Source organism: Microbulbifer sp. S227A, assembly GCF_049800935.1.
In genome coordinates this window covers 487,351-511,510 of sequence record NZ_JBNAFZ010000001.1, presented here as the reverse complement: position 1 = coordinate 511,510, position 24,160 = coordinate 487,351, and the positions used below count along the sequence as shown (strand labels likewise).

27 protein-coding genes are annotated in these 24,160 nt (G+C 64.4%); 9 read left to right on the top strand and 18 right to left on the bottom strand.

Translation table 11 applies throughout. From position 1 onward, the window contains the following. Position 1: 1 nt before the first annotated feature. The 6 genes from ACP15R_RS02490 to ACP15R_RS02465 are packed head-to-tail and all read right to left on the bottom strand — an operon-like array spanning position 2 to position 6,203. A complete protein-coding gene (locus ACP15R_RS02490) occupies positions 2–1,276 on the bottom strand; it encodes a hypothetical protein (RefSeq protein ID WP_424984788.1) in 1,275 nt (424 codons plus the stop codon). Further along, positions 1,273–2,796 (bottom strand): VWA domain-containing protein, encoded by a 1,524-nt coding sequence (locus ACP15R_RS02485; protein WP_424984787.1) that lies wholly within the window; start codon positions 2,794–2,796, stop codon positions 1,273–1,275. The genes ACP15R_RS02490 and ACP15R_RS02485 overlap by 4 nt, the downstream gene beginning before the upstream one ends. After that, a complete protein-coding gene (locus tag ACP15R_RS02480) occupies positions 2,793–3,773 on the bottom strand; it encodes a VWA domain-containing protein (RefSeq protein ID WP_424984786.1) in 981 nt (326 codons plus the stop codon). The genes ACP15R_RS02485 and ACP15R_RS02480 overlap by 4 nt, the downstream gene beginning before the upstream one ends. Further along, entirely contained in the window at positions 3,770–4,252 is a 483-nt protein-coding gene (locus ACP15R_RS02475; protein ID WP_424984785.1) for a DUF4381 domain-containing protein, read from the bottom strand. Before ACP15R_RS02475 ends, ACP15R_RS02480 begins: the two co-directional genes overlap by 4 nt. Next, a complete protein-coding gene (locus tag ACP15R_RS02470) occupies positions 4,249–5,205 on the bottom strand; it encodes a DUF58 domain-containing protein (RefSeq protein WP_424984784.1) in 957 nt (318 codons plus the stop codon). The genes ACP15R_RS02475 and ACP15R_RS02470 overlap by 4 nt, the downstream gene beginning before the upstream one ends. 14 nt (positions 5,206–5,219) lie before the next feature. Further along, positions 5,220–6,203: an AAA family ATPase gene (locus tag ACP15R_RS02465; protein ID WP_424984783.1), complete on the bottom strand. Its 984-nt coding sequence runs from the start codon at positions 6,201–6,203 to the stop codon at positions 5,220–5,222. A 236-nt stretch (positions 6,204–6,439) separates the two neighbouring features. Here ACP15R_RS02465 and ACP15R_RS02460 point away from each other — a divergent pair, with 236 nt between their 5' ends. Further along, positions 6,440–7,501, top strand: a complete 1,062-nt coding sequence (locus ACP15R_RS02460) for a dipeptidase (RefSeq protein WP_424984782.1) — start codon at positions 6,440–6,442, stop codon at positions 7,499–7,501. Positions 7,502–7,509: 8 nt separating this feature from the next. On the opposite strand, the gene ACP15R_RS02455 is transcribed toward ACP15R_RS02460, so the two are convergent. From ACP15R_RS02455 to ACP15R_RS02440, 4 genes are all read right to left on the bottom strand, one after another. After that, positions 7,510–8,211, bottom strand: coding sequence for a DUF1194 domain-containing protein (locus ACP15R_RS02455; protein ID WP_424984781.1), 702 nt, complete (start codon positions 8,209–8,211; stop codon positions 7,510–7,512). Then, on the bottom strand, positions 8,211–8,633 hold the full coding sequence (locus tag ACP15R_RS02450) for a VOC family protein (RefSeq protein ID WP_424985244.1): 423 nt from the start codon (positions 8,631–8,633) through the stop codon (positions 8,211–8,213). The genes ACP15R_RS02455 and ACP15R_RS02450 overlap by 1 nt, the downstream gene beginning before the upstream one ends. A 74-nt stretch (positions 8,634–8,707) precedes the next feature. Next, positions 8,708–10,129, bottom strand: a complete 1,422-nt coding sequence (locus ACP15R_RS02445; protein WP_424984780.1) for a tetratricopeptide repeat protein — start codon at positions 10,127–10,129, stop codon at positions 8,708–8,710. An 11-nt stretch (positions 10,130–10,140) separates the two neighbouring features. Beyond that, positions 10,141–11,019, bottom strand: a complete 879-nt coding sequence (locus tag ACP15R_RS02440; RefSeq protein ID WP_424984779.1) for a hypothetical protein — start codon at positions 11,017–11,019, stop codon at positions 10,141–10,143. A 185-nt stretch (positions 11,020–11,204) separates the two neighbouring features. On the opposite strand from ACP15R_RS02440, the gene thyX reads away from it, so the two are divergent. Together thyX and ACP15R_RS02430 are read left to right on the top strand one after the other, a co-directional pair. Beyond that, a complete protein-coding gene (gene thyX / locus ACP15R_RS02435) occupies positions 11,205–12,110 on the top strand; it encodes an FAD-dependent thymidylate synthase (RefSeq protein ID WP_424984778.1) in 906 nt (301 codons plus the stop codon). A 248-nt stretch (positions 12,111–12,358) separates the two neighbouring features. Then, positions 12,359–12,676, top strand: coding sequence for an HPF/RaiA family ribosome-associated protein (locus ACP15R_RS02430; protein WP_424984777.1), 318 nt, complete (start codon positions 12,359–12,361; stop codon positions 12,674–12,676). A 594-nt stretch (positions 12,677–13,270) separates the two neighbouring features. On the opposite strand, the gene ACP15R_RS02425 is transcribed toward ACP15R_RS02430, so the two are convergent. Then, the gene (locus tag ACP15R_RS02425; protein ID WP_424984776.1) at positions 13,271–13,477 is read right to left on the bottom strand and encodes a cold-shock protein; all 207 of its coding nucleotides are present in this window, start codon (positions 13,475–13,477) and stop codon (positions 13,271–13,273) included. 219 nt (positions 13,478–13,696) lie between these two features. Here ACP15R_RS02425 and ACP15R_RS02420 point away from each other — a divergent pair, with 219 nt between their 5' ends. Next, positions 13,697–14,014, top strand: coding sequence for an ArsC/Spx/MgsR family protein (locus ACP15R_RS02420; RefSeq protein ID WP_424984775.1), 318 nt, complete (start codon positions 13,697–13,699; stop codon positions 14,012–14,014). A gap of 39 nt (positions 14,015–14,053) precedes the next feature. Then, positions 14,054–14,422 carry a hypothetical protein gene (locus tag ACP15R_RS02415; RefSeq protein ID WP_424984774.1) on the top strand — a complete coding sequence of 123 codons (369 nt, stop codon included), beginning with the start codon at positions 14,054–14,056 and terminating at the stop codon, positions 14,420–14,422. Between the two features lie 43 nt (positions 14,423–14,465). On the opposite strand, the gene ACP15R_RS02410 is transcribed toward ACP15R_RS02415, so the two are convergent. From ACP15R_RS02410 to thrS, 5 genes are all read right to left on the bottom strand, one after another. After that, positions 14,466–15,014: a DoxX family protein gene (locus tag ACP15R_RS02410; RefSeq protein ID WP_424984773.1), complete on the bottom strand. Its 549-nt coding sequence runs from the start codon at positions 15,012–15,014 to the stop codon at positions 14,466–14,468. A gap of 4 nt (positions 15,015–15,018) precedes the next feature. Then, positions 15,019–15,777: a putative DNA-binding domain-containing protein gene (locus tag ACP15R_RS02405; protein ID WP_424984772.1), complete on the bottom strand. Its 759-nt coding sequence runs from the start codon at positions 15,775–15,777 to the stop codon at positions 15,019–15,021. Next, positions 15,774–16,631 carry a DUF692 domain-containing protein gene (locus tag ACP15R_RS02400; RefSeq protein WP_424984771.1) on the bottom strand — a complete coding sequence of 286 codons (858 nt, stop codon included), beginning with the start codon at positions 16,629–16,631 and terminating at the stop codon, positions 15,774–15,776. The genes ACP15R_RS02405 and ACP15R_RS02400 overlap by 4 nt, the downstream gene beginning before the upstream one ends. Before the next feature lie 56 nt (positions 16,632–16,687). Beyond that, positions 16,688–16,990 carry a DUF2282 domain-containing protein gene (locus ACP15R_RS02395; protein ID WP_424984770.1) on the bottom strand — a complete coding sequence of 101 codons (303 nt, stop codon included), beginning with the start codon at positions 16,988–16,990 and terminating at the stop codon, positions 16,688–16,690. A gap of 219 nt (positions 16,991–17,209) precedes the next feature. After that, positions 17,210–19,156: a threonine--tRNA ligase gene (gene thrS / locus ACP15R_RS02390; protein WP_424984769.1), complete on the bottom strand. Its 1,947-nt coding sequence runs from the start codon at positions 19,154–19,156 to the stop codon at positions 17,210–17,212. 212 nt (positions 19,157–19,368) lie between these two features. On the opposite strand from thrS, the gene ACP15R_RS02385 reads away from it, so the two are divergent. Then, the gene (locus ACP15R_RS02385; protein WP_424984768.1) at positions 19,369–20,478 is read left to right on the top strand and encodes an alpha/beta hydrolase; all 1,110 of its coding nucleotides are present in this window, start codon (positions 19,369–19,371) and stop codon (positions 20,476–20,478) included. Positions 20,479–20,502: 24 nt separating this feature from the next. Here ACP15R_RS02385 and ACP15R_RS02380 read toward each other — a convergent pair whose 3' ends face one another. Next, the gene (locus ACP15R_RS02380) at positions 20,503–21,504 is read right to left on the bottom strand and encodes a DUF4105 domain-containing protein (RefSeq protein WP_424984767.1); all 1,002 of its coding nucleotides are present in this window, start codon (positions 21,502–21,504) and stop codon (positions 20,503–20,505) included. A gap of 156 nt (positions 21,505–21,660) precedes the next feature. Between ACP15R_RS02380 and ACP15R_RS02375 the strand changes: the two genes are divergently transcribed. From ACP15R_RS02375 to ACP15R_RS02365, 3 genes are read left to right on the top strand one after another with little or no spacing between them, the layout of a single operon-like run. Next, positions 21,661–22,413 carry an alpha/beta fold hydrolase gene (locus tag ACP15R_RS02375; protein ID WP_424984766.1) on the top strand — a complete coding sequence of 251 codons (753 nt, stop codon included), beginning with the start codon at positions 21,661–21,663 and terminating at the stop codon, positions 22,411–22,413. A 55-nt stretch (positions 22,414–22,468) separates the two neighbouring features. After that, on the top strand, positions 22,469–22,897 hold the full coding sequence (locus tag ACP15R_RS02370) for a VOC family protein (protein ID WP_424984765.1): 429 nt from the start codon (positions 22,469–22,471) through the stop codon (positions 22,895–22,897). After that, on the top strand, positions 22,897–23,553 hold the full coding sequence (locus ACP15R_RS02365; RefSeq protein ID WP_424984764.1) for a hypothetical protein: 657 nt from the start codon (positions 22,897–22,899) through the stop codon (positions 23,551–23,553). The genes ACP15R_RS02370 and ACP15R_RS02365 overlap by 1 nt, the downstream gene beginning before the upstream one ends. 18 nt (positions 23,554–23,571) lie before the next feature. On the opposite strand, the gene ACP15R_RS02360 is transcribed toward ACP15R_RS02365, so the two are convergent. After that, entirely contained in the window at positions 23,572–24,150 is a 579-nt protein-coding gene (locus tag ACP15R_RS02360) for a DUF6151 family protein (protein ID WP_424984763.1), read from the bottom strand. Positions 24,151–24,160 lie beyond the last annotated feature (10 nt).

Genomic DNA, 24,160 nt, shown 5'->3' with positions numbered 1-24,160 from the left:
TTCAGGGATTGAGCGGGGGAAGCCCCATCGTCCCGCGCCGGCCTCGGCGCCCGGCACGCAGGCGCATCCGCGCTGTTGCATATGCGGTTGCAAGTTGCCGCCAGCCTCCGGTTTCGTCGCGTGGTCCCCCCTTGCCAAACCGCGCCGCGCCCAGGGTTGCAAGGGCGCGGTCCAAAGGGGCAAAATCCACGTCCAACAATGGCCGTGCATGGGATTTCCAGCGATCCAGCGCGGCGCTCACCGCCGAGAGATCGCGCCGAGAGATCGCGCGCCGAACACGGCGATGGGCGTAGCGTTCCGATGCGCGCCAGCTTTGCCGCAGCGCGTTGGCCCGGTGGGTCAGGGCAGGGCGGAATCGCCGCAAGAGCGCCCAGGCAACGATGAGCAACCCAGCGGCCAAGCCCAGCCATTTCGCGATGGCGGCCGGGTCGGGCGGCGGGGCAGGGGCCCCGACGACGGTTAGCGGGATCGCCGGCACCGAGGCGGTTTCGATATCGCCGGTATCAAGGTTGAACCAGTCAATCGCGATGCCGGGCAGGACCAGTGCGCCATCGGCCTGCGCCACATAGGTCGTGACCTCGGTTCGCGTGCCGGACAATTCACCTCGCTCGTCGCTTTCCAGGATCGCCGGGTCCTTGGGATAGGCGCGCAAGGCGGTGTCGTCGATGGGGGCCGCAAGCCGTGGGATCAGCACCGGGGTCGTCCCTTCGATCCGCGCGGTCACGGTACGGGTGATCGCGTCGCCCACCGTCATCCCGACCTCACCGTCGATGTCCTGCTCCAGCGTGAAGCCTTGCGCCAGTACCGGGGCCGCAAGCTGCGCGGCCTCGGGCGGGATGGTGGCCACAAAGCGAATGTCCGGCAGCGGTGCGGAATATGTAACCGGGTCCGTCGTGTCGGGATCGGCATAGGTGATCGCCACCTCGCCCGCAGGCAATGCATAATCACCCGCCGCCAGCGGATACAGCTGATAGGCGCGCTGCACCCCGGACCAGGTTTCGCCATCCACGCGTTCGCTTGTCGGGCCAGAGCCGCGCTCCGGCAGGCGCACCATCAGGGACGGAACCTCAAGCGTCGGGAAATCGGGCGGCTTGGGCATCCAGGTGGGCACCAACACAAGGATACGCAGTTCCAGCGGCTGACCGACCACCACCGTATCGCTGGCCAGCTCAAAGCGGATCCGGGGCTCTTGCGCCATGGCCATCACAGGGGCAATCGCGGGGGCAATCGCGGGGGCCAGCGCCATGACGAGCAGGCTTGCACCCCACCGGTTCATCGCGCGGCCCCGGTCTGTTCCAGCAGAAAGCGCGAGCGCAGGAAATCGCCCATATCGGTGTCGATACTGTCGATCCATTGTTGCGCGGTCTGCGGCGCGCTGTTTTCGGACGGAGCCTCAATGCTGGTGTCGGTTCCGCGTTGAGTTTCATTGTCGTACACGATCTCATCCGCGCCGATCCCGTGCTCTTCTCCGGTGTCGGATTGTTCTTGCGCGGTTTCCACATAGGCGACGATGGCCCAGGCGATGTCGCGATTTGTGGCCGCCGCCGGAAAGTCCGGCTGCCGCTCCAGCGCCTTTTCAAAGGCCCGCGCGCCAGGGCGATACTGGCGATTGCGAATGCGCGACAGCCCCTCGGCAAAGGCGGCGTCGGCGGTATCAAGGTCGGCAAAGGTTTCCGCGGCATCGGCATATTGCCCGGCGCGCATCTGGGCATGCCCGCGCCACATCGGGTCCTCAAACAGCGTCGCCGCCCGGGCATAGTCCTTGTCTTCATAGGCGAGCCGGGCTTGCTGATCCGGGGTCAGGAACCAGTCCTGCCACCCCTCGGCCATGCCCGCCGAAGGCAGTTGTAAACTGCCTGCCAGCAAAACCACCATCGTCCAACGCATCGTCCAGCCGCGCCGGTACCACAGCAGCGCAAGCACCGCCGCCGGCCAGAGCAGCCAGCCGCCGCGATCCTGCCATTTCAGGCGCTCATCGTTCAGAAGCGCGGCCTTGTAGGCCGAGCGCAGGGTGCGTTCGATCCGCTTCAAATCGCTGTCATCGGCGCTCAGCGGCACGACGGTGACGCCTGCGACGCGGTCAAGCTGCGCCGGCACTTGCCCGTTCGGCAGCGAGACCAGCATGACAATCGGCGGCAGTGGCACGTCATCGGGGGATTTGAAGTTTGCCACCGCCGCCGGGTTGAAATCATCCAGCACCATCAAGATGGCCCCCGGTGTGTCTGCCGTGGCGCTGATCTCTAGTGCCAGAGCCAGCGCCGCCGACGGATCATCGCCGGGCTTGGGCATCACGGCCGGGCTGAGCCCGTCGAGCAGGGGGCGCAGGATGTTGGGGTCTTCGGTCAGCGGCGAAACCCGATGGGCGGACCCGGCATAGGCGATCAGGGCGGTGCGCGCTCCGGCGCGGGCATCCACCAGATCAAGTATCTTGAACCGGGCGCGGTCCAGCCGCGAGGGGGCAAGGTCGCGGGTTTCCATCGACTCGGTAACCTTGAGTGCGACCACCAGCGGCGCGGTCTCTGAGACCAGCGGATTGGGTATTCGGCTCCAGCTTGGCCCGGCGGCGGCCAGCGCCAGAAGGGCCAGCCCGACCGCAACCCCGTCAACCGGCAAGATGCGCCGCGCGCCCGTCCCCCCGACCCTGAGCGCTGCCGCAAGATGCGGGGCAATATCCGCGGTATCGATGTCGCGGGCCGCCTTGCGTGGCCGCGCCATGATCCAGAGCACGGCAAGTGGCACGAGACAAAGCAGCCAGACCGGGCGCAGGAAATGAAAGGCTTCGAGACTTGCCATCATGGGGCGGCCCTCCGGGTTTTCAACAGCAGCACCGCCAGCGTCACAAGACCGATCAGCAGCGCGGCACCGGCGGCGATCCATGACAGGGTCTCGGTCGGTCGAAAGCGCGTGCTGCGGGTTATGCGGGGGGTCATTTCGTCAATCTGTTGGTAAATCCGGTTCAGGGCCTCGGTATCATCCGCGAAAAACATCGTGCCCCCCGTGCGCGCGGCGATATCCCCGAGCGTGGCGAGATCGACCTTGTCTTCGCCCGACGCCTCGGGGTCGCCGACGCCGATGGCCTGGATGGTGACGCCACGGTCCGCCGCGATGGCGGCGGCGTTGATCGGGGTCATGCGGCTGCTGGTGTCGGCCCCGTCGCTGAGCAGGATGATCAGCCGTTCGTCAACATCGCTGGTTTCAAAGCTGCGCACCGCCAGCCCGATGGCGTCGCCGATCGCCGTATTGGGGCCGGCCATGCCAACCTCGGTCTGATCGAGAAACCCGCCCAGGCCTTGCAGATCGTCGGTGAACGGGGCCTGCACAAAGGCGCGGGTGCCAAAAACGATCAGCGCCATGCGGTCACTGTCGCGGGCGGCGATGAAATCCTTGAGCACCGATTTGACCGCCGCCAGCCGCTGTTGCGCCGCGCCGTCCCTGGCGGTGAAATCGCGCTCGTCCATCGAGCCGGATATGTCCAGCGCCAGCACGATGTCACGGGCGGATTTCTCGATGATCACCGGCTCACCCAGCCGCTGGGGCTGGGCCAATCCGAGCAGGATCAGCGCCCAGATGCAGAGGGCTGCCCCGGTCTGCAACCGGCTGCGCCCCAGAACGGTTGCTCCCGCCGAGGGTGTTTCACCCGCTGCATCGGTCAACATGCGAAAGAACGGCACCCGGATCGCGGCGACCTGTTCCCTGTGCGGTGGCAGATAGCGCCAGACCAGCCAGGGCAGCGGCAGCAGGAGCAGCACCCACGGATGCGCCAGCGTGATCATTCGCGCGGTGCCCGGTCCGGGCGGCGATGCCGCGCGACCCAACGGCGGGCGAGCTCGGCGAGGCCCGGGGGCGCGGGGCCGTCGCGATAGGGGGCCCGCGCCAGAACGCGGCCGGGGCCGGTGCGAAACCCGCCGCCGGGCAGGGTCCGGTCAAGAAAGGCCAGCCATGCGTGTCCGGTCAGCGCCGCTACATCCTCGCGCGGAAAGGCGGCGAGCGCGGTACGGCGGATGATCTGTGCGATGCGCGCCGGGTCGTCCCCCGCATCGGCCAGCGCGCCAAGCGCCGCCCGCCGATAGGCATTGGCACGCCGGTGGCGCAGGATCAGCCGCACCGCCATCAGGATCGCGGCAAACAGGGCCATGGCCAGCCAGAGCCAGCCGATGGTCTGGGGGGTCAGCGGGATCGGCGGCGGTTCCGGTGCCGGTTCCAGCCGGTCGAGCAGGTCGATCAACGTGAGACCTTGCAGATCGGAGGTCATGATGCGCGCCCCGTCCGGCCGAGCAGGTGGCGCAGCTGATCCAGCGCCGGGCTCGCGGTTGTCATCGGCAGGAAGGGCAGCCGGTATTTGCGCGCCCAGCGATCAAGCCGGGCCAGCCGCCCGCGCAGCACGGTTTCGATCCGCTCGCGTATCCTGCCGTCTGCCGCGTTGATCTCGGCCTGCAATTCGCCATCGGAAATGGCCGCGCGAAACCCCGGCGGCAGCGCCTCGGCCAAGGGGTCCGCGACACTGAACAGCAGAACGTCGTTGTGCCGGGCTAGCCCGCGCAAAAGGCGTTCGGTATCATCGTCGATACCATCGAAATCGGAAAACACCATGACCAGGTAATTGGTCTTGGCAATCCGTCCCGCCGCCCTGAGCAGGGCATTGAACGAACCGGGTTGGGCAACCGCGCGCGCGGCGTGCAGGTGTTGGTTGGCCGCGGCGACCGAGGTCAGAAAGCGGTGCACCGCAACGGGCGACCGCACGGGGCGGTGTTCGGCCACGGCGTCATCGCCAAACACCAGCCCGCCTACGCGGTCGCCCTGGGCCAGCAGCCGATGCGCCGCCAGTGCCGCGGCCTCGGCGGCGACCACCGATTTCATGTAGACCCGGCTGCCGAAAAACATCGACATGCGCTGATCCACCAGCAACAGGGCCGGGCGGTCGCGCTCTTCGGTATAGACCCGCACATGGGGCTTGCCGGTGCGCGCGGTCACTTTCCAGTCGATGGTGCGGATGTCGTCGCCGGCCAAATAGCTGCGCAATTCCTCGAAATTCAGCCCCCGCCCGCGCAGCTTGGAGGCGTGACGGCCATTCAGCACCGATTGCGCCGGCTGGCGGGGCAGCAGGCTGAGCCGTCGCGCGGGACCGGCCAGGCGCAGCAGCTGGCGCAGGTCGACATGCACACGCGGGTCGTGCCGGGCCGTCGGGCTATGCGCGGATGCAGCCATGTTCCCCCCGGTGACTATGGCAGCGCGACCAGCGCGATCAGCGTGTCGGTGATGTCATCCGCCACCTTGCCCTCGCCCTGCGCTTCGTAGCTCAGCGAGATGCGATGGCGGAACACGTCATGGGCAATCGCGCGCACGTCCTGTGGGTCGACATAATCCCGCCCGGCCATCCAGGCATGGGCACGGCTGCACTTGTCGAGCGCCAGCGAGGCGCGCGGGCTGGCGCCGACCCCGATCCATCGGCCAAGGGCATCGTCGAGCGACGCGGGGCTGCGGGTGGCATGAACCAGGTCAGCCATGTAGCGATCCATCGCGTCCGAGACATGGATATCGCCAATCTCGGCGCGCGCGTCGAACACCGCCTGCTGTGCGATGGCGGGCGGCTTTTCGGCCTGTTGCCCGGCGGTCGCTTGCGCCGCGCGCTCTTCGCCGCGCACCAGCCGGATCACCTCGACCTCGTCCTCGACCGGGGGGTAGGTGATGTTCACATGCATCAAGAAACGGTCCATCTGCGCTTCGGGCAGGGGATAGGTGCCCTCCTGTTCGATAGGGTTCTGGGTTGCCATCACGATGAACAGCGGCTCCATCCGATGGGTGGTGCCCGCGACGGTGACCTGCCGTTCTTCCATCGCCTCGAGCAGCGCCGCCTGCACTTTGGCCGGGGCGCGGTTGATTTCATCGGCCAGCACGATATTGGCGAAGATCGGACCGGGATCGAACCGGAACGTGGATTTGCCGTCGCCCTGAACATAAACCTCGGTGCCGGTCACGTCCGATGGCAACAGGTCGGGGGTGAACTGGATGCGGCTGAAACGGGCGTCCAGGTTTTTCGCCATCGCCTTGATCGCGCGGGTCTTGGCCAGCCCCGGCAGGCCTTCGACCAGCAGGTTGCCATTGGCCAGAAGCCCGATGATCAACCGGTCGATGACATCGGTTTGCCCGATGATGGACTGCCTCATGCGACGCTTGAGATCCTGTATGTGATCCAGAGCAGTCATTCGCAACCTCCGGAAGAGTGTTCCCTGTTGCGTGCAGCCTAGCGGTTCGTATCGCATCGTGAAAGAGGCGAGGCGCTGTTGCCTTGCCGGGGGCGCCCAGGCCGTTGCGGGCACTGCCAAACCCCCACAGTCGGATGCATATCGCCCCTTGCCGAAAGCGGTGCAATTGGTGTCAGGTCGCGGGTGGGTGTTCCCCTGGGAAGGCCGCAACCGCCAGCTTGAAGCAGGAGACATTGATGCGCGAACCCGTTGCCGTTTTCGATGGACATAACGATACTCTTCTCAAGCTGGAAATCGCCGCCCGCCAAGGCAGGGCGCTGGATTTTGCGGCGGCAAGCCCGGCATTGAACATCGACCTGCCCGGGGCGCGCAGGAGCGGGTTCGCGGGTGGCTTTTTTGCCATGTTCACACCGTCGCACCTGGATCGGTTCGACGGGTCATTCGATCCCGACGACCCCGGCAATTTCGACCCGATCGGTCAGCCCGAGGCGCTGAATTTCACACTGGCGATGTTCGCAAGGCTTCGGCGGCTTGCGCGCAAGCTGCCCGAGGATCTGGCGATCTGCCGGGATGCGCCCGAGATTCGCGATGCCATCGCGCGCCACCGGATCGCCATTCTGCCCCATGTCGAAGGTGCCGAGTGCATCGATACCGATTTCAATGCGCTGGAGGTGCTGCATGCCGCGGGTCTGCGCTCGCTCGGGCTTGTCTGGTCGCGCGAGAACGCGTTTGGGCATGGTGCCCCGATTGACGCGCAACCCGTGCCCGAGCCGGGAAAGGGGCTGACTGATGCGGGGTTTGCGCTGGTGCGCGAATGTGACCGGCTTGGCATCCTGATTGACCTGTCGCACCTGACCGAGGCCGGGTTCTGGGATGTGGCCGCGACCACGAACCGGCCGCTGATTGCCACGCATTCCAACGCCCATGCGATTTCGCCCAGTGCCCGCAACCTGACGGATCGGCAGTTGTCGGCGGTGGCGGAAACCGGGGGCATTGTCGGGCTGAACTTTCACGTGGGTTTCCTGCGCGCGGATTGCGCCCCGGACAGCGACACGCCGATCGCCCAGATGGTGCGGCATCTGGACCATATGCTCGGGATCCTCGGCGAGGACGGGGTTGCCCTCGGGTCGGATTTCGACGGTTGCCTGTTGCCGCGTGATATCGGAGGGGTCGCCGGGCTGCCCAGGCTGGTATCCGGCATGCGCGATGCGGGGTTCGGCGAGCCGCTGATCCACAAGATATGCCGCGACAACTGGCTTGTGGCAATAGCGCGGGGCCTGCCCGAAACCGCCGCATAGCGGTTGGATCAGCCCGCGTCGCCCGGCTGGCTCAGTGCGCCAAGGCTGGGCACGTCAAGCTCGCGTTCCAGCTTGCGGCGTATGGCGCGTTCATAATCGTCGAACCCGGTCGCGATCTCGAGGAAAGAACCGGGGCCGCGCAGAATCTCATCGCGATAGAATTCGATGAGCGACACTTCGGCCTCATACTCCCCGGCATTCACCACGAGCCCGTTCACCGTCACGCCGTCAAACGGGAACTCGGCATAGGCGGCGGCGGGGCCAAAGCCCTCGTTATTCGCCCCGTCCCCGGCCATGTCGAGCGTCTGGAACAGGCAGCGGGGCGCGCGTTGCAACAGGCTCGCCCCGTAGCCGAGCGCATAGCCGATGGCGGTGGGAAAGGCATTGTGGCTGCGGGTTGACTGGCCAACCGTGCGGGCGGCGTCACGCAATGCGTTCTGATCGGTGATCAGACGCCAATCCAGGATCAGTTGCTGGTTGTAACGCCCGCTCCATTCATAGATCGCCAGCGCCACCGGCAGGTCGCTGGCGAAAAAGGCGCGCTGCACCTCGGGGGCAATCAGCGCGGCAGCCAGCCCGCTGCGTTGCAACCGGTCCTCGGCGGCGTCGACCGAAGAGGAAACGTCAAGCGCCAGAGCCAGCGCCAGCCGACACTCCGCCGCCTCTGCCGTGCCGCCCAGGGCCAGCGCGACAGCGGCGGCGCGCAGCATCACCAATGGCCCGTGTTTTCCATGCTGGCCCAAGGCTCCGCGGGTGCGAGCGGTTCACCCGCCTGCAACAGCTCGACCGAGATGTTGTCGGGGCTGCGCACAAAAGCCATGTAACCGTCGCGCGGCGGGCGGTTGATGGTGACGCCGTTGTCCATCAGGTGCTGGCACATCTCGTAGATGTTGTCGACGCTATAGGCCAGGTGCCCGAAATGGCGGCTGTCGCTGGGCAGACCATCGTCACCATCCCAGTTATAGGTCAGCTCGACAGGACAGTCTTCCTGTCCCGGCGCGGCCATGAAGATCAGGCTGAACCGGCCTTGCTCGCTGTCGGTCTGGCGGGTCTTTTTCAGCCCCAGAAGTTCGAAAAACGCCATCGTCTTTTCAAGATCGGCGACGCGTACCATGGTGTGAAGATATCGGATTGTCATGTTGGTCTCCTTCGTTGACCGGCACCCTAGCGTTTTCTGGCCCGAGGGCCAGTGCTGCGGCGGCGATCTCAGAATTTTGATCCGACGCCCAGCGAAACCGAGAACTCGCGCGAGGAAAAGCGGCTGAAATTCGAGTCCTTGCGCCCGGTCCGCAGGCGTAGGGTCGGTACAAAGCCGGCATAGTCATAGCGATCGAAAATCAGGGTAAGATCGCCGTAGAGCGATTTGTCGGTGCGCGGCACCGCGCCATTCAGGCTGAACAGGAATTCATCGTAATTCGTGTACCCCATCACCAACCCCACCGACAGGCGGGCGGGGCCGACCGCACGGCCCAAGGTATAACTGCCGCGCATGGAAACCGTCGAATAGGTGCCGTTGATGCTGACCGCTTCGGCGTCCTGATAGGCCAGCGCGAGGTTGAGGGTGTCGCCATTCGCCAATTCCTTGCCGAACTCGGCCCCAAGGCTGAGCACGCGGGCGTCATTGGTGGTATAGCGCGCATCATAGCGGCGTTCCGCATCCGCCCGCAGCCCATAACGCGTTTCGTCATCGGGCCGCCAGCTGCGTGCCACGCCAAGACGCGCAAAGCGATAGTTCCGTGCCCCCCCGTACCAGCTTTCTCCGAACCCGATGTCAACGCTGGCCTGACCCCGCGAGCGGCCGCTGCCGACGGTGCGGGCATGTGTCAGCGTCATCGCCGCATAGGTCGAGGCGAAATCCGACCCCGACACCTCTGGTGCCGTGGCCCTGGCGCTGTCCGACAGGGCGACCCGCTCGACATATAACCGCGCGCCCAGGCTTGTCATGCTGCGGTCATCCACGTGCAGCCGATAGGTGGGCGCGATGTCCAGCGAGGCGATCAACCCGGACAGGGCCAGCCCCGCGCCCGAAATGGTGCCTTCGTCCGGCACGCCGTCGATGATGTTGCGCGACGTGTCCGAGCCGTTGTTCACGTTATCCGAGGGGCGCAGGTCGCCGCGCAGCCGCAGCGACCACGGGTTGACCCGGCGCAGCAGCTTGTAGTCGCGTGCGACACGCGCTTTATCGGCTTCGGTCGGGGCATGTATCGCGGTGCGGCGCAGCCAGAGCTGGGACAGGCTGTAGCGCTTGCCCTCAAACGCCATGCGCGCCGCCAGCTGGGCCGCCTCGAACCGGGCGGGTCCGGCATCTGCATTGCGATAGGCATAGCCGGCGGCGCGGCGGGCGAGGTCCGGGTCGTCAAGGCGGGCATAGCTGCGCGCGATGATGTAATAGGCCAGCGGGTCCTTGGGGTCGGATTTGAGCACCACCTTGGCAAGCTCGATCGCCAGCCCCGGATCGCCTGCGTCCAGCGCGTTGATCGCCAGGTTGCGCACCTGTGCCGCGTTCAGCTCGACCGGCGCGGCAAGGCCGTCTCGTGCCGTGGTCGCCACGAGCCCGACCGCAAGGGTCAGGCACAGCGCCGCTTGCCGGAGCGGACCAAGGCGGCGAAACGGGGCGGGGTGCGGCATGTGCCGATCCCTCAGTTGCTGCGTTCCAGAACGAACAATCCGAACTCTTCCACGTCGGACACGCCGGCTACATGGCCCGATGCGAACAGCGCACCGGCCACCGCATTGGCATTTGACCCGCCAAAGGCCCCGCCATAATCGCCCCGGTCTTGCTGTTGCTGGGTGACATCGCCCGAGAACGAGCCGTCAGCCTGAATATCCGCTGGCGCGATCTCCAGCGAGTCGAGATCCGCCCCGGTGGCGGCATAGGTGCGATTGTAGATCTGCCCCTTGACGCGCATGGTCGAGAAATCCGCATCGATCCGCGCATCGCCAAAGACCCGCCCGGCCTGTCGCGGACGCACCGCGGGATCCGTGCCCGGCGGCACCGGCAACAGCGCATCGCCATTGTCCGGCAGGTTCATCAGGCCGACATATTCGCCATCATAGCGCACATCGGCATCGACGGGGTTGGCCGATGGCACCGCGAAACCGTTGGCGGAATAGGTGGCGCCACCATTGTAATAGCCATCCAGCCCGCCGGACACCGCCAGCACGCCACGCGCGTTGTCGACCTCGCGGGCATAGGCCGTGGTGTGGGTGTTGAGCGCGTCGGGCTGGCGTTCAAATGCCTGGTACTGGCCGCGCGGGGAATCCAGCGAGGCCTCGCGCACATAATCTACCGGCAGGGGCGTGCCATTGAACGCGACGCCGGTGATCACCAGCCGGGGATCGGTGGGGTCGGCCGTATAGGACGCGGCATCCAGATCGCTGGAAACCGCCTCGGGGATCGGGCTTGTCGGCTCGATCGGATCGGTTCCACCGCCGTCGTCTTCATCGAGAAATGGGTTGCCGCCGCTGCACGCCGACACCGCTGTCGCAAGTGCGACACCAATCACAAACCGCTTCATCTGCCTCATCAACCTTTTGGTGGTCGTTGCGCACAGACTCCGCGTCCCGCGCTAAAAAGTCAACGCGTATACATGCCAAAGGCGATCAACGTGGCCGATAAGTGACCCCCATTTAGCGGTTCACGCGCGCAAGATCGCTATATACAGTCGAATTCTCAAGAGATTCTGCCGGGAAAGGATTCGCCATGCCGCTGTCACCAGAACAACAGGCCGAAATCGACGCATTGCGGGCCAGCCCGCAGCCGACCCTGCGCGCGGTGGCTCCGGGGATGGAAAAACATCTCTATCAGGCGCGCCCGGTTCTGGATCACGGATTTGTCCGGGTGATCGACTATATGGGCGACGACGCGGCGATCTGCCAGGCGGCCCGGGTGAGCTATGGCAAGGGCACCAAGTCGGTCCAGAATGACGAGGGGCTGATCCGCTACCTGATGCGACACTGGCATTCGACGCCGTTTGAAATGTGTGAACTCAAGCTGCATGTGAAACTGCCGGTCTTTGTCGCCCGGCAGTGGATCCGGCACCGGACCGCGAATGTGAACGAGTATTCTGCCCGTTATTCGATCCTGGATCGCGAATTTTACATTCCGACGCCGGATCACATCAACGCCCAGTCGCAAGTCAACAACCAGGGGCGGGGCGAGGTGCTGCAAGGCGAAGAGGCGGCGCGGGTGCTGGAGATCCTCAAGGCGGATTCCGCGCGGTGCTATGACAATTACGAAGCGATGATCTCGGCTGACGGGCAAGAGGGGCTGGCCCGCGAATTGGCACGGATGAACCTGCCGGCGAATATCTATACCCAATGGTACTGGAAGGTGGATCTGCACAATCTCTTCCACTTCCTGCGCCTGAGAGCGGATTCCCACGCGCAGTATGAAATCCGCGTCTATGCCGATGCGATCTGCGAGATGGTGGCGGATTGGGTGCCCGCCGCCTATGGTGCCTTTGAAGACTACCGGATGGGGGCGGTCACCATGTCGGCCCAGATGGTCGACTGCCTGCGCCGGATGCTGAAGGGCGAAGACGTGACCAAGGACAATTCCGGCATGAGCGCGCGCGAATGGCGTGAATTCGAAGAGGTCATTCGCTGACCCTTTGCGAGTCACCTCCGGCCTGGCGGGCCGGGATCATATTGCACCGCGATAACCCGCCCGCAGGCCCCGGCCAAATCGGCGATGCGCTCCTTGAAACCGGAGGGGCGCATACATACCCATCTTATATGTTTCGCGTTTAACCAGAAACATCCGGCACCGCCTATCGCGTTGAAACCCTGGTTCCGGGTGGCGATGGCCTCTGTCGGGCGCGGAACGCTTTTCACGAGGCAGACGGGAGATCGCCAATGCATATTCAGGTCAACACCGATAACGTCATCCACGGGGACGCGCGCATAACAGAGGTCGCCGAGCAGGCCGTGCATTCGGATCTCGGCCATTTCGAAGAGCGCCTGACGCGGGTCGAGGTCCACCTCAAGGACCAGAACGCGGACAAGCACGGGCCCGAACATATCCGCTGTATCATCGAGGCACGCCCGCGCGGCATGGAACCGCTGGCGGCGCATCACGACGCGGCGGACATCCAGGGGGCGCTGAGGGGCGCGTCCAAGAAGCTCAGGGCGCGGCTCTCCAGCGAGTTTGACAAGCATGACGCGCATCATTGAAGGGGCAGTCAATCACCGATCGCCACCCGGGACTCGCGCGAACGACCCGGGCGGCGTTAACCTTGATCGTGGTTGCGCTGACATTGCGATGTGTGATCCACAAGGCAATCTACCCTAGCGGGAAACGACGTTGCGCGGCGTCACTCAATGGGCGAATCCTTCAAAGAATCTTGGCGGATCCGGGGGGAAACACACTGTTTCCTGCCCGTAAGGGGTGGACACGACTCGGTCAGGCCGGGATTATCCTTGTATTGGTGCGTATGCCTGTCGTGAGTGGTGGGCCATTTTCAGTAAGTAGTGTTGGCGGCTTGGGGTGATTGCACACTTTGGAGTGCAGATCACACGTGTCTGAACGCTGCGGTCGTGTAACGCCGCAAGCCGTCGACTATTTCCCGCTCCCGCTCCAGGGGCAGGACAGGAGCGGTCCGGTGCGAAGCAAGAGCGCAAGAGCGCCGGCATTTGAGGTCGGCCCGTGCGCCCGATGAAACCATCTCCAACAGGCACCCAACCGGAAGCAACCGGTGGAATCGTAGGGCAACCTAAAGCGCGTCCCGTATGCGCGCCGGGACGCGGCGATTCATTTTTCCGGGTGGTTCAGAGCGGCTTCAGGTTCGCGGCCATTTCCCGACCATCGCGACCTTCCTGCAGTTCATATTCGACCTTCTGATTATCTGCCAGGCCGGTCAGGCCTGATCTTTCTACAGCCGAGATATGCACAAACACATCCTTGCCCCCGGTATCGGGCGCAATGAAGCCGTAGCCTTTCGTCGTGTTAAACCATTTCACGGTGCCGGTTGGCATTTCCCGTGTCTCCTTCTAATTTACTTGTGCCCCGAAATCGCGGAGGCGTTCCGTTTGCGCACGCTCCCCCGGCCGTGATCGTGCCGGCCGCCCGGAACAAGTGCACGCAGAAGGAGTGTACTGACTCCTAAGATCGCACGACCCGATGAAAAATCAAGAAAAAGGGGCTGCAATTCGCCGGATTGACGGATATTTGCGCATCAACAGAGGAGATGTGCCATGATGCTCTACGGGCTCAAGACCTGCGACACCTGCCGCAAGGCGCTGAAATCGTTGCCAGAGGCCTGTTTTGTCGATGTGCGCGGCGCGGGTGTTCCGCGCGATGTGTTGCAGCGCGCCGAGGCGCAATTCGGCGCGGCGCTGCTGAACACGCGCTCGACCACCTGGCGTGGGCTGAGTGAAACAGAGCGCGCGCGGCCAGCGCTCGAGTTGCTGGCCGATCATCCAGCCCTGATGAAACGACCGCTAATCGCAAATGGCGACCAGTTGACGCTGGGTTGGGGCGCGGATGTGCAGGCGGCCCTTGGCGTGGCCTAGCGCGATACCTATCTCGGGATCACGCATAGGAGGGCAGGGATGCGCAACGCCGCACTGATCTTGGGAGTTATTGCCGGTATCGCCGGCATGATCGTCGGTTTCTTCAGCTATGGCTATACCGCCGCGATTGAACGCTGGGGTGAAATCGAGGGGCTGGCGGTTCAGGTGCAGGATGTCGATCTGATCCGTACCATGTCGGTTGTTGCGCCGATGCTGGCAATTGCCGGCGGTGCGATGGCACGGGCGCGGGCCTTGTGGGGCGGCGTGTTGCTGATCTTGTCGGCGGGTGGCATGTACCACGCCTTTGGGTTCAACGTTTTCACCATGTTTCCCATCGCCTTTGCCGCAACGGCGGGTTTGCTGGCGGTGGCGGCGGGCAAGCCGGACGAGGAAAAGGCGCATTTCTGACGATCCGGGCGGTCATCGACGCGCCCGGACCGGCAAGGCGTGATCAGGACAGGCGGCCCATCAGCCGGTCAAGCGACAGCGGCCCCGCGCCCTTGATGACAATCACCAGCAGCAGCATGATCCAGAGGGTCCGTTGATCCATGATAAGGCTGCCCGAGGCGGCATCGAACCACGCGCCAAGAGTCGTTGCATCGGTGGCACCATGTCCGATGATATCGGTGGCGGATTGCAAGATCACGAATCCGATCATGCCGATGGCGGCCAGCCGGCTGAGCAGCCCCACGAGGAACAGCGCGGGCAGGATGAACTCTGCCCAGGTGCCGAGCAGCGCCACCGCCCAATAGAACAGCCCGAGTTGCGAACTGTCATAGCTGACCGCTTCCATGGCGCGGGGAAAGATTTGCACATAGGCACCGTCAGACGGGAAAAACAGGCCGAGTACGCCGCTGCCCACCTTGGTCAGCGCCGATTTCCAGAAATAGACCAACAGCACGGCAGCGAATACAAAGCGCGCCAGGGTCGGCAGGATCAGGCCGGAATGGCGGTCAAGCCAATCGAACACGGCATTGTGCAACGAGATCAGCGCGGTCATGGGGTCAGTCCTTGTTTGTCAGAGATGTGATTGCGTTGCCCGCCAGCAGCAGGGTCAGCGGTACGGTCATGTCGAAACTGGCAGCGTCCTGTTGGGCAATGTCGAGCGCCTCGCCGATGCTTTGCCCACGCAAAAGCGCGTCGATCCATGCGCGGCCACCCGGTGGCAGCAGGTCGGGAACCGGGTCGAATTCCGCCCGCGTGATCAACACGTCCTCAGCACCCGCCGTGGGCTTGGGCGCGTCGGACCGTGTGTTGTATCGCCAGATGCCATGGATCGGCCAACCCGACCGTACCACCCGGACCGCCGGGGCCAGCGTGAGCCGCGTGGCCAGCAAGGTCTCGGGCGACAGTCCGGCCAGCGCATCGGGCGTGATCGGCGCGGCATCGGCGGCGTGATAGGCATGGCGCAGGGCCAGTTCGAGCCGCGCGATGTCGGGCAGATAGCCCAGATGCGCGAGCTGCGGCAGGGTTGCGATGAAATCCGGCAGGGCCGCGCCATAAAACATCATCAGCGGCGAATCGGGGGGATGCGCGCGCACGAACAGACCGGCCAGCCCGTCCATGTTCTCTTTGCCGAGCAGCCTGGCGAGAACCGGAAACCCGGTATGCAGTGCCTCGACCAGCGAAACGACCACGTTGTTGCGATAGACATCGAACCGTGCGCCTGCCGGATGCCCGTCAGCGTCGCGCAGTCCATCCGGCACGGCGCGGTCGGGGGCGAGCAGAGCCTGGCGAAACAAGGATTGCGATACGGTTGTCACGCCGCGATCCGCGCAAGTGAACTGGCGGCGCGCGCCGCTTCATCGCGCAGCACCGGCCAATCGGGCACGTCATTGTCCCACTCCACCAACACCGGCAGGGGCCCCGAGCGGGTCAGCGTTTGATCCAGCAACGCCCAGACCGGATCGACAACGGGTTTGCCGTGGCTGTCAATCAACAGGGGGGCGCCGTGTTCGTCGGTGTCCTCGTCATGCCCGCCCACGTGAATCTCGCCCACCTCGGCGAGGGGAAAGGCATCGATGTAATCCAGCGGCGTGGTTTTCAGGTTGGTGGCCGAGACAAAGACGTTGTTCACATCCAGCAACAGACCACAGCCGGTGCGCCGCACCAGTTCGGCAAGGAACTCGGGCTCGGACCAGCTGCTTTCCGCAAAGGCGAGATAACTTGACGGGTTCTCGAGCAGCATCCGGCGGCCAAGCATGGTCTGGACCTGGTCGATATGCGCGGCAACACGGGTCAGCGTGGCGTTGGTATAGGGCAGGGGAAGCAGGTCGTTCAGGAACTCGGCCCCATGCGTGGACCACGCCAGATGCTCGGAAAAGCTCGCCGGATTCAGCCAGCCCAGAAGATGTTTCAGCCGGTCGAGATGCGCCGCGTCAAGCGCCGCCTCGCCGCCGATTGACAGGCCCACACCATGCACCGAAACTGGGAACCGTTCGGCCAGCGCGCGCAGTTGCGCAAGGGGGCGGCCGCCATTGCCCATATAGTTCTCGGCATGGATTTCGAGCCACTCCACCGGGCCGGGGGCGTCGATGATCTCGGAAAAATGTTGCGGCTTGTAGCCGACCCCGACACCTGCTGGCAGCGATCCGGCTTTGAATGTGGCGTCCAGCATGGCGGCGGTCTCTCGTCGGTCGGACGGGCCGTTGCCGGCCCGCCCGGTTGCACGGCTTATGCCGGCAGATCGCGGTTCAGAGCTTCAAGCGAGCCGTGGCGCGCGGTGCCGTCGGCCATCGCCGGCAGGTCCAGACCTTCGCAGGTTCCGGCATCCACCAGCGTCCAGGCGTTGCCCTGATAGTCGACCGTCGAGGTTCCGGCGCATGTGGTGCCCGGGCCCGCGGCACAGTCATTCTGACCGGCCAGCGAGATGCCATAGCATTTCTCCTTGGCCTGTGCGCTCGCGGTATTGGCGGTAGCGGCCAATGCAGCGGCGACGGCACCTGCGACGGCCAGTGTTTTTGCGGTGTTGGACATGGTTGGTCTCCCTGGAATTGTTCAACATCTTGGGTCGGTGATGAAAAAAAGATACGTGGTCTGCCGCGCCAGTTGAATTCACGAGCCCGTGTCTCACGTCCCCGTCAGGCCGTGTTACGACCATCGGGACCAAAACCGTCCAAAATCAGGGGAGATTTGTCAAATGTTTCAACCCGGCCCGCGATCCGGGGCCGGATTGTTACGCTTGATGCGTGAATATTACAAAAGATCGGGCGGCGTGGCTTCGCGCGACAGGGCGGTTGTAACATCTGCCAGCGCCTGAACGCTGGTCCGCTTTTCACCCAGGCGGCGCACGGATACGGTGCGCTCTTCGATCTCGCGCCCGCCGACCGCAAGGATGACAGGAACCTTGCCCACCGAATGTTCACGGACCTTGTAGTTGATCTTTTCATTGCGCAGATCGGCTTCTGCCCGAACTCCGGCCTTGCGCAGCTCGGCGACGACCTCGTGGACGTACTCATCGGCCTCCGAGGTGATCGAGGCCACGACGACCTGGCGCGGGGCCAGCCAGAAGGGCAGCTTGCCGGCGTGTTCTTCGATCAGGATGCCGATGAAGCGTTCGAACGATCCCAGCGTCGCGCGGTGCAGCATGTAGGGGCGGTGTTTCGATCCGTCGGCACCGATAAAGTTGGCGTCCAGCCGCTCGGGCAGGTTGGGATCGACCTGCAAGGTGCCGCATTGCCAGTCACGGCCGATCGCATCGGTCAGCGTGAATTCGAGCTTGGGCCCATAGAACGCGCCTTCACCTTCGAGCGTCTCGTATTCATAGCCCGCCGCGTTACAGGCATCGCCAAGCGCCTTTTCCACGAAGTCCCAGCTTTCGTCGCTGCCGATGCGTTGTTCGGGCCGCGTCGAAAGCTTGATGGTCCAGTCATGGAAACCCAGATCCGCATAGACCTTGGACAGGAAGGCGATGAATTTTGCGGTTTCGGATTCGATCTGATCCTCGGCACAGAAGATATGGCCGTCATCCTGGGTAAAGCCACGCACCCGCATGATGCCATGCAGCGCGCCGGAGGGTTCATACCGGGCACAGGAGCCGAATTCCGCCATGCGCAGGGGCAGGTCGCGATAGGATTTCAAACCCTGGTTGAACACCTGAACGTGACAGGGGCAGTTCATCGGTTTCAGGGCATTGATCGCCTTTTCGCGGGCGTGGTCTTCGTCGACTTCGACGATGAACATGTTCTCCTGGTACTTGTCCCAGTGGCCCGAGGCTTCCCACAGCTTGCGGTCGACCACCTGCGGGGTGTTGACCTCGACATAACCGTCGCGTTCCTGCATCCGGCGCATGTAGTCCTGAAGGGTCGTGTAGATCTTCCAGCCGTTGGGGTGCCAGAAAATCTGGCCCGGAGCCTCTTCCTGCATGTGAAACAGGTCCATCTCGCGGCCCAGCTTGCGGTGATCGCGCTTGGCGGCCTCTTCCAGCATGTGAAGATGCGCCTTGAGCTTTTCCTTGTTCTGAAAGGCCACGCCATAGATCCGCTGCAACATCGCGCGGTCGCTGTCGCCGCGCCAATAGGCACCGGCAATCGACATCAGCTTGAACGCATCGCCCGGCACCTGCCCGGTATTTTGCAGATGCGGCCCGCGGCACAGGTCCTGCCAATGCCCGTGCCAATACATGCGCAGCGGCTCGTCCCCGGGAATCGCCTCGATCAGCTCGACCTTGTAGGGTTCGTTGTTGGCGGTATAGTGTTTGATCGCGCGCTCGCGCTCCCAGACTTCGGTGGTCACGGGATCGCGCTTGTTGATGATCTCTTTCATCTTCTTTTCGATCAGGCCGAGATCCTCGGGGGTAAACGGGGTTTCGCGGTCGAAATCGTAATACCAGCCATTGTCGATCACCGGGCCGATCGTGACCTTGGTGTCGGGCCAGATTTCCTGAACCGCGCGCGCCATGATGTGGGCGAGGTCATGACGAATCAGCTCGTTGGCCTGGGCTTCGTCCTTCAGGGTGTGGATCGCGATGTCTGCATCCGCCTCGATGGGCCAGGCCAGGTCCCAATGCTGGCCGTTGACCGTCGCGCTGATGGCCTTTTTCGCCAGCGAGGTCGAGATGTCGGCGGCAACCTGCGCCGCGGTGATACCGGCGTCATAGGATCGCGCATTGCCATCGGGAAGGGTGAGAGAGATTTGGGCCATTGGGGCCTCCTCGTCGGTTTGGCGCCCACTGAACGCCCGGTTGCGGGTTATGTCTGCGGGCGACTGTTTGGGCCGGGTTCCGGGCCAAGTCAACCGCCTATTGCAACAGTTGGGGACTTGTCAGCCCGGCAGCAGGTCGTGATAGTCCGCGCCAAATGGTTCACGGCCCGAATGTCCGGGGCCGCATGGGACCTGACCCGGAGTGTCACATCATGATTTCCGCCCTTCGCGCGCTTGCCGCCCTGCTGTTGTGCCTTGGCCTGTTCTCCTGTACGCGCCCGCCGGATTTGATCGGTATCGACAACGGGACCGAGCCGGTGCTGGGCGTGACCGATGCCAGCCGCCAGAAGATATTCATCGCCACCACCCGCGAGGCGACCGAGGCGATCGGGGTGTTCTATTCGGGCGAGCGGGCACCGGAGCTTGGGCTGTCCTCGGTGGTGGTGTCGATTCCGCCCAGCCACCAACCGGGCATGATCGAACGGCCGAAACGGCTGCCTCCCGACCCCCGCACGGAATTCGCCGTGATCGAACCTGCCGTCTATGCCAATGCGAATTCTTTCGTTGCCGGGATCAACGCCGAACTGGCGCGCCGCGCGCCACAGGATCGCGATGTTCTGCTGTTCATCCATGGCTATAACAACACCTTTACCGATTCCGTGCTGCGGATCGCGCAATTTGTCGAGGACACGAATTTTTCCGGTGTGCCGGTGCTGTTTTCCTGGGCCTCCGCGGGCAAGGCCTCGCATTACGTCTATGACCTGAACAGCGCCCTGGCGGCGCGGCCACAGCTGTTGAACACGGCGCGGATGCTGCGTGGATCGCAGGCACGGGGCGTTGACCTGTTCGCGCATTCCATGGGCTCGTTGCTGACGGTCGAAGCGCTGGTCGAGGCGAGCGTTTCCGACAGGCCGGACGCGTTTCGCGGAGTGGACAACGTCATGTTCGCGGCACCGGATATCGATCTGGACCTGTTCAAGACCCAGCTGGGCCGGATGAAGGGCAAGACCGGCAATTTCTTTGTCTTCGTGTCCCGCGACGACCGGGCGTTGATGGTGTCGCGGCGCATTTCGGGTGGTGTCGAGCGGGTCGGCGCGGCGGATGCCGGGGAATTGTCGGCGCTTGGCGTGACGGTGATCGACCTGAGCGAGATCGACGATTCCGCCTCGGGCACCCATTCCAAGTTTGCCGGGTCTCCCGAAGTGGTGCAGCTGATCGGGTCGAGCCTGGAAAAGGACAATTTCGACACCAAGGTGCAGCCGCCCACGCTTGTCGAGGTGCTGAACGACGTGCCGGTGGTGCGGGTGCTTGTCCCGGATTGAAACCGGGCAAGGGCGCGCGGAAACCTAGTCCGGCCGGGGCACGTCGCGCCGGATCGCCCCGGAAAAGCCGGGCTTCAACCCATGCGCCCTTGCGCGGGGGTCGATGCGGCCCAGTGCGCGCAGATCGGGCAGCGTGTGGCGCATGTCGAGCGCCTGATGGTCATAGGCGTAATCGGGCAGGTATCCGTTCACCAGCAACCGCCAGTCCAGCGGCAGCCCGTTGCCGATGGCCTGCATCATCCGCACCACCACGGTGGTGCAATTTGTGGTCAGCGAGTTGTAGAACGCGGGCTGTTGGGCGAGCGCGTTGGCATCGCGCACATATTCGGTCAGCAAGGCGCGCGCGACCTGCGGATCGGCGGCAAGGCGAAACAGCTGCACGTCTTCGTTGCGCAGGTTCGAGCGAACCCCCACCACGTCGCGCTCATCCGCGGCGACGATGACCAGCGTATTGGATTTGAACGCATCGGCGATAGGGGAAAACGCCCCATCCGACTCGCGCCGGACCTCGACCGACCAGGCGAGGTGTTCCCCGTCGGAAAAGCCAAAGCTGACGATGAAATGCGCCATCAGCGGACCCGCCCAATAGGACAGGAACATGTCCACCGTCTGCAATTGCGCCAGGTCATAGCTGCGGGTTTCCCACTGGGCGGTGGCCTTGTCCGGGCCGTGCCAGTCGAAATTGCGCAGGTTGTCGAGCGTCAGGATGTCACCGTCGATCTGGCCTGTCACCTGTCGCGCCACATCCGGCGCCCAGTTGCGTTCGGCGGGCGGGGTGATGCCATTCCACCAGAACAACAGGCCCGCCAGTACCAGCCCGAACAGCCCGAGCGCCCCGATCCTGCGCCGGGTAAACAGCAGGGTGCCGGCAATCAGGCCAAACACCGCGAATCCGGCAATCGCGAACAGTTTGCCCTGCCCGGTCAGCGGCGCGTGATACCAGAGCGCCAGGCACCCCCAGACCGTCGCCAGCGCGACAGCCAACAGGCACAGCAGGACGGGGATGAGGCGAATGATCCTGAACATGGGCAATCCTTGGTGGTTGGCCCCGCCTTACGTACTCTGCGCCCGACCCACAAGCGGGTTGCCATGCCGGGCCCGGTGGCGCGCGGGGCCTTGCTCAATTCGGCATTTGCAGCCGCCGTCCGGTCGTGCATGATCGGCGAAAATTCCGGAGGAACCATGCACGACCCTGCCTATCTTGAAACCCCGCAGAACCGGCGCATCGCCTATCACAAGAGCGATGGGAACGGGCCCTGCATCGTGTTCCTTGGCGGGCTGAAATCCGACATGGAGGGCACCAAGGCGGTGCATCTTGAGGCCTGGGCAAAACAGCGGGGGCAGGCCTTTCTGCGGTTTGACTATTCCGGTCACGGCCAAAGCAGCGCGCGGTTCGAGGAGGGCTGTATCGGCGATTGGGCCGAGGATACGCTCGAGGCCGTCACCGCGCTGACCGAGGGGCCGCTGGTGGTTGTCGGCTCGTCCATGGGGGGCTGGCAGGCGCTGTTGCTGGCGCGGGCGATTCCCGACCGCATCGCGGGGCTTGTCACCATCGCCGCCGCACCCGACTTTACCGAGGACGGCTATTGGGCCAGTTTCAGCGATGCGCAGAAACAGGCGCTTGAGACGGTCGGCCATGTGGAACTGCCGTCTGACTACATGGAGCCCTATGTCATCAGCAAGCGAATGATCGAAGATGGCCGCACCCGGCTGGTGCTGCGCGCGCCGCTGCCCCTGCCGTTTCCGGTACGCTGCCTGCAAGGCACGAATGACACCGCGGTTAGCACCGAAACCGCGCTGCGCCTGCTGAACCATGCGGATTGTCCCGATATGCGGCTGACGCTGGTCAAGGATGCGGATCACCGCTTTTCCGACGACACCTGCCTGGGGCTGATCGAGGCGGCGGTAGCCGATATCCTGGACCGGGCCGGATGACGTATCGACGCGTGAGGGCCATCGCCTGCCGGACACCTGAACAAGGAGCATGAACATGGATCAACGGATCAGCCTTGTCACGCTGGGCGTGACCGACATCGACGCAGCTGCGGCCTTCTACGAAAGCCTGGGGTGGCAGCGGGTGCCGGGCAATGAAGGCGTGATCGCCTTTGATCTCATTGGCCAGACCCTTGGCCTTTACCCCATCGCGGACCTGGCGCGTGACATGGGGCTGCCCGTCGAGACGCTTGGGCACGGGGCCATGACGCTGGCCTGCAACGTGCGCGACAAGGCGCAGGTTGCCGAGGTGCTGCGCGCCGCCGAACAGGCCGGGGCAACCGTGTTGAAACCCGCGCATGACGTTTTCTGGGGTGGGCATATCGGCTATTTCCGGGCACCGGACGGCTGTATCTGGGAGGTGGCCTACAACCCCCATGCGCCGCTTGCCGAGGATGGCTCGTTTCGCTGGGCGGGCTATGCCTGATGCGGCCACCGCGCAGTATGCGGGGGCTTGAAAACCTGGGGCGGGTGCGGCTGTCCCGGTATTTCTACATGCGCGATTTTCTCTATTCTGAGATCGCCAACATGCACCGGCTGAGCAATATTCCCGACGATCCGGACCGCGCCATTGAAAACGGCCGCTCGTTCTGCCGGTTGTTGCTGGACCCGCTGGAAGAGACCTTTGGCCGGATCGCGGTGCGGTCCGGATATCGGTCTGCGGCGCTGAACCGGTACGGCAACGAAAACCACCTGAATTGTGCGCGCAACGACAACCCGCTGGAATGCCATATCTGGGATCGAGGCGAGGGGGATCAGCGCATCGCCGGGGCCTCGGTGGTGATCCCGTGGTTCGCCGACCAATACGAGGCCGGGCGCGATTGGCGGGACCTGGCGTGGTGGCTGCACGATCACCTGGACTATTCCGAGGTCTGGTTTTTCCCCAAGCTCTGCGCCTTCAACCTGGTCTGGCGGCCCGTACCGCTGCAGCGGATCGACAGCTATATCGCGCCTCGGGGCTGCTTGTTGCGGGCGGGGCAGGTGCCTGGTGAACCGTTGGCACGGCGGCGGGACCGTTACGCCGATTTTCCGCCCTTTCGCGGCATTTCCCTGCCGGTGGCCATGCATTCGGACACGGGATGAGAGCCGGCGGCTTGCCGGTCAGTCGTAAAGCGCCTTGCGCTCGTCGCGGGTGAAGACGCGAACCGGCGCGATCGGATCGCCGGTTTGCAGGTCAAAGAACGGGGTCTGCCGCCACCGCCCGGACAGCCGCGCGGCGATCATGCGGGACAGGGCGCGGAACACCATGCGCCCGCCGTTCTTGTGCCGGGGCGGCCCGCCGGGTTGCGGCACAAAGCTCTGCGCAACGACCGGGCCAAAGAGTTCGGGGTTGTCGGCGGTGTCAAGCAGCACCGTGACAAAGGCCAGCCCGGGGCGCGCCAGAGTGTTGAACATCGGCGTCTTGCAGCAACTGGCATACCAGCGCAGCGGTCCCTTTGGGCTGAGCCGCAGGATGGCAAGATATTCGGTGCCGGTTTCAAACTCGATGGTGTCGGGGCTTGTCTGCACCAGGTCGACACCGTCCGGGCCGGCATCGCCGCCGCCAAGGTAACGCCCCACCGCGCGGCAATCGCGACAGTGACAGATCAGGTGGGTGCCGGTTCTGGAGGTGGCGGGCCGGACCCGCCCACGCACCTTCCCGCACGTGCAGGACAGGGTGGTGGACGGGGTATCGCTCATCGGAGTCGCG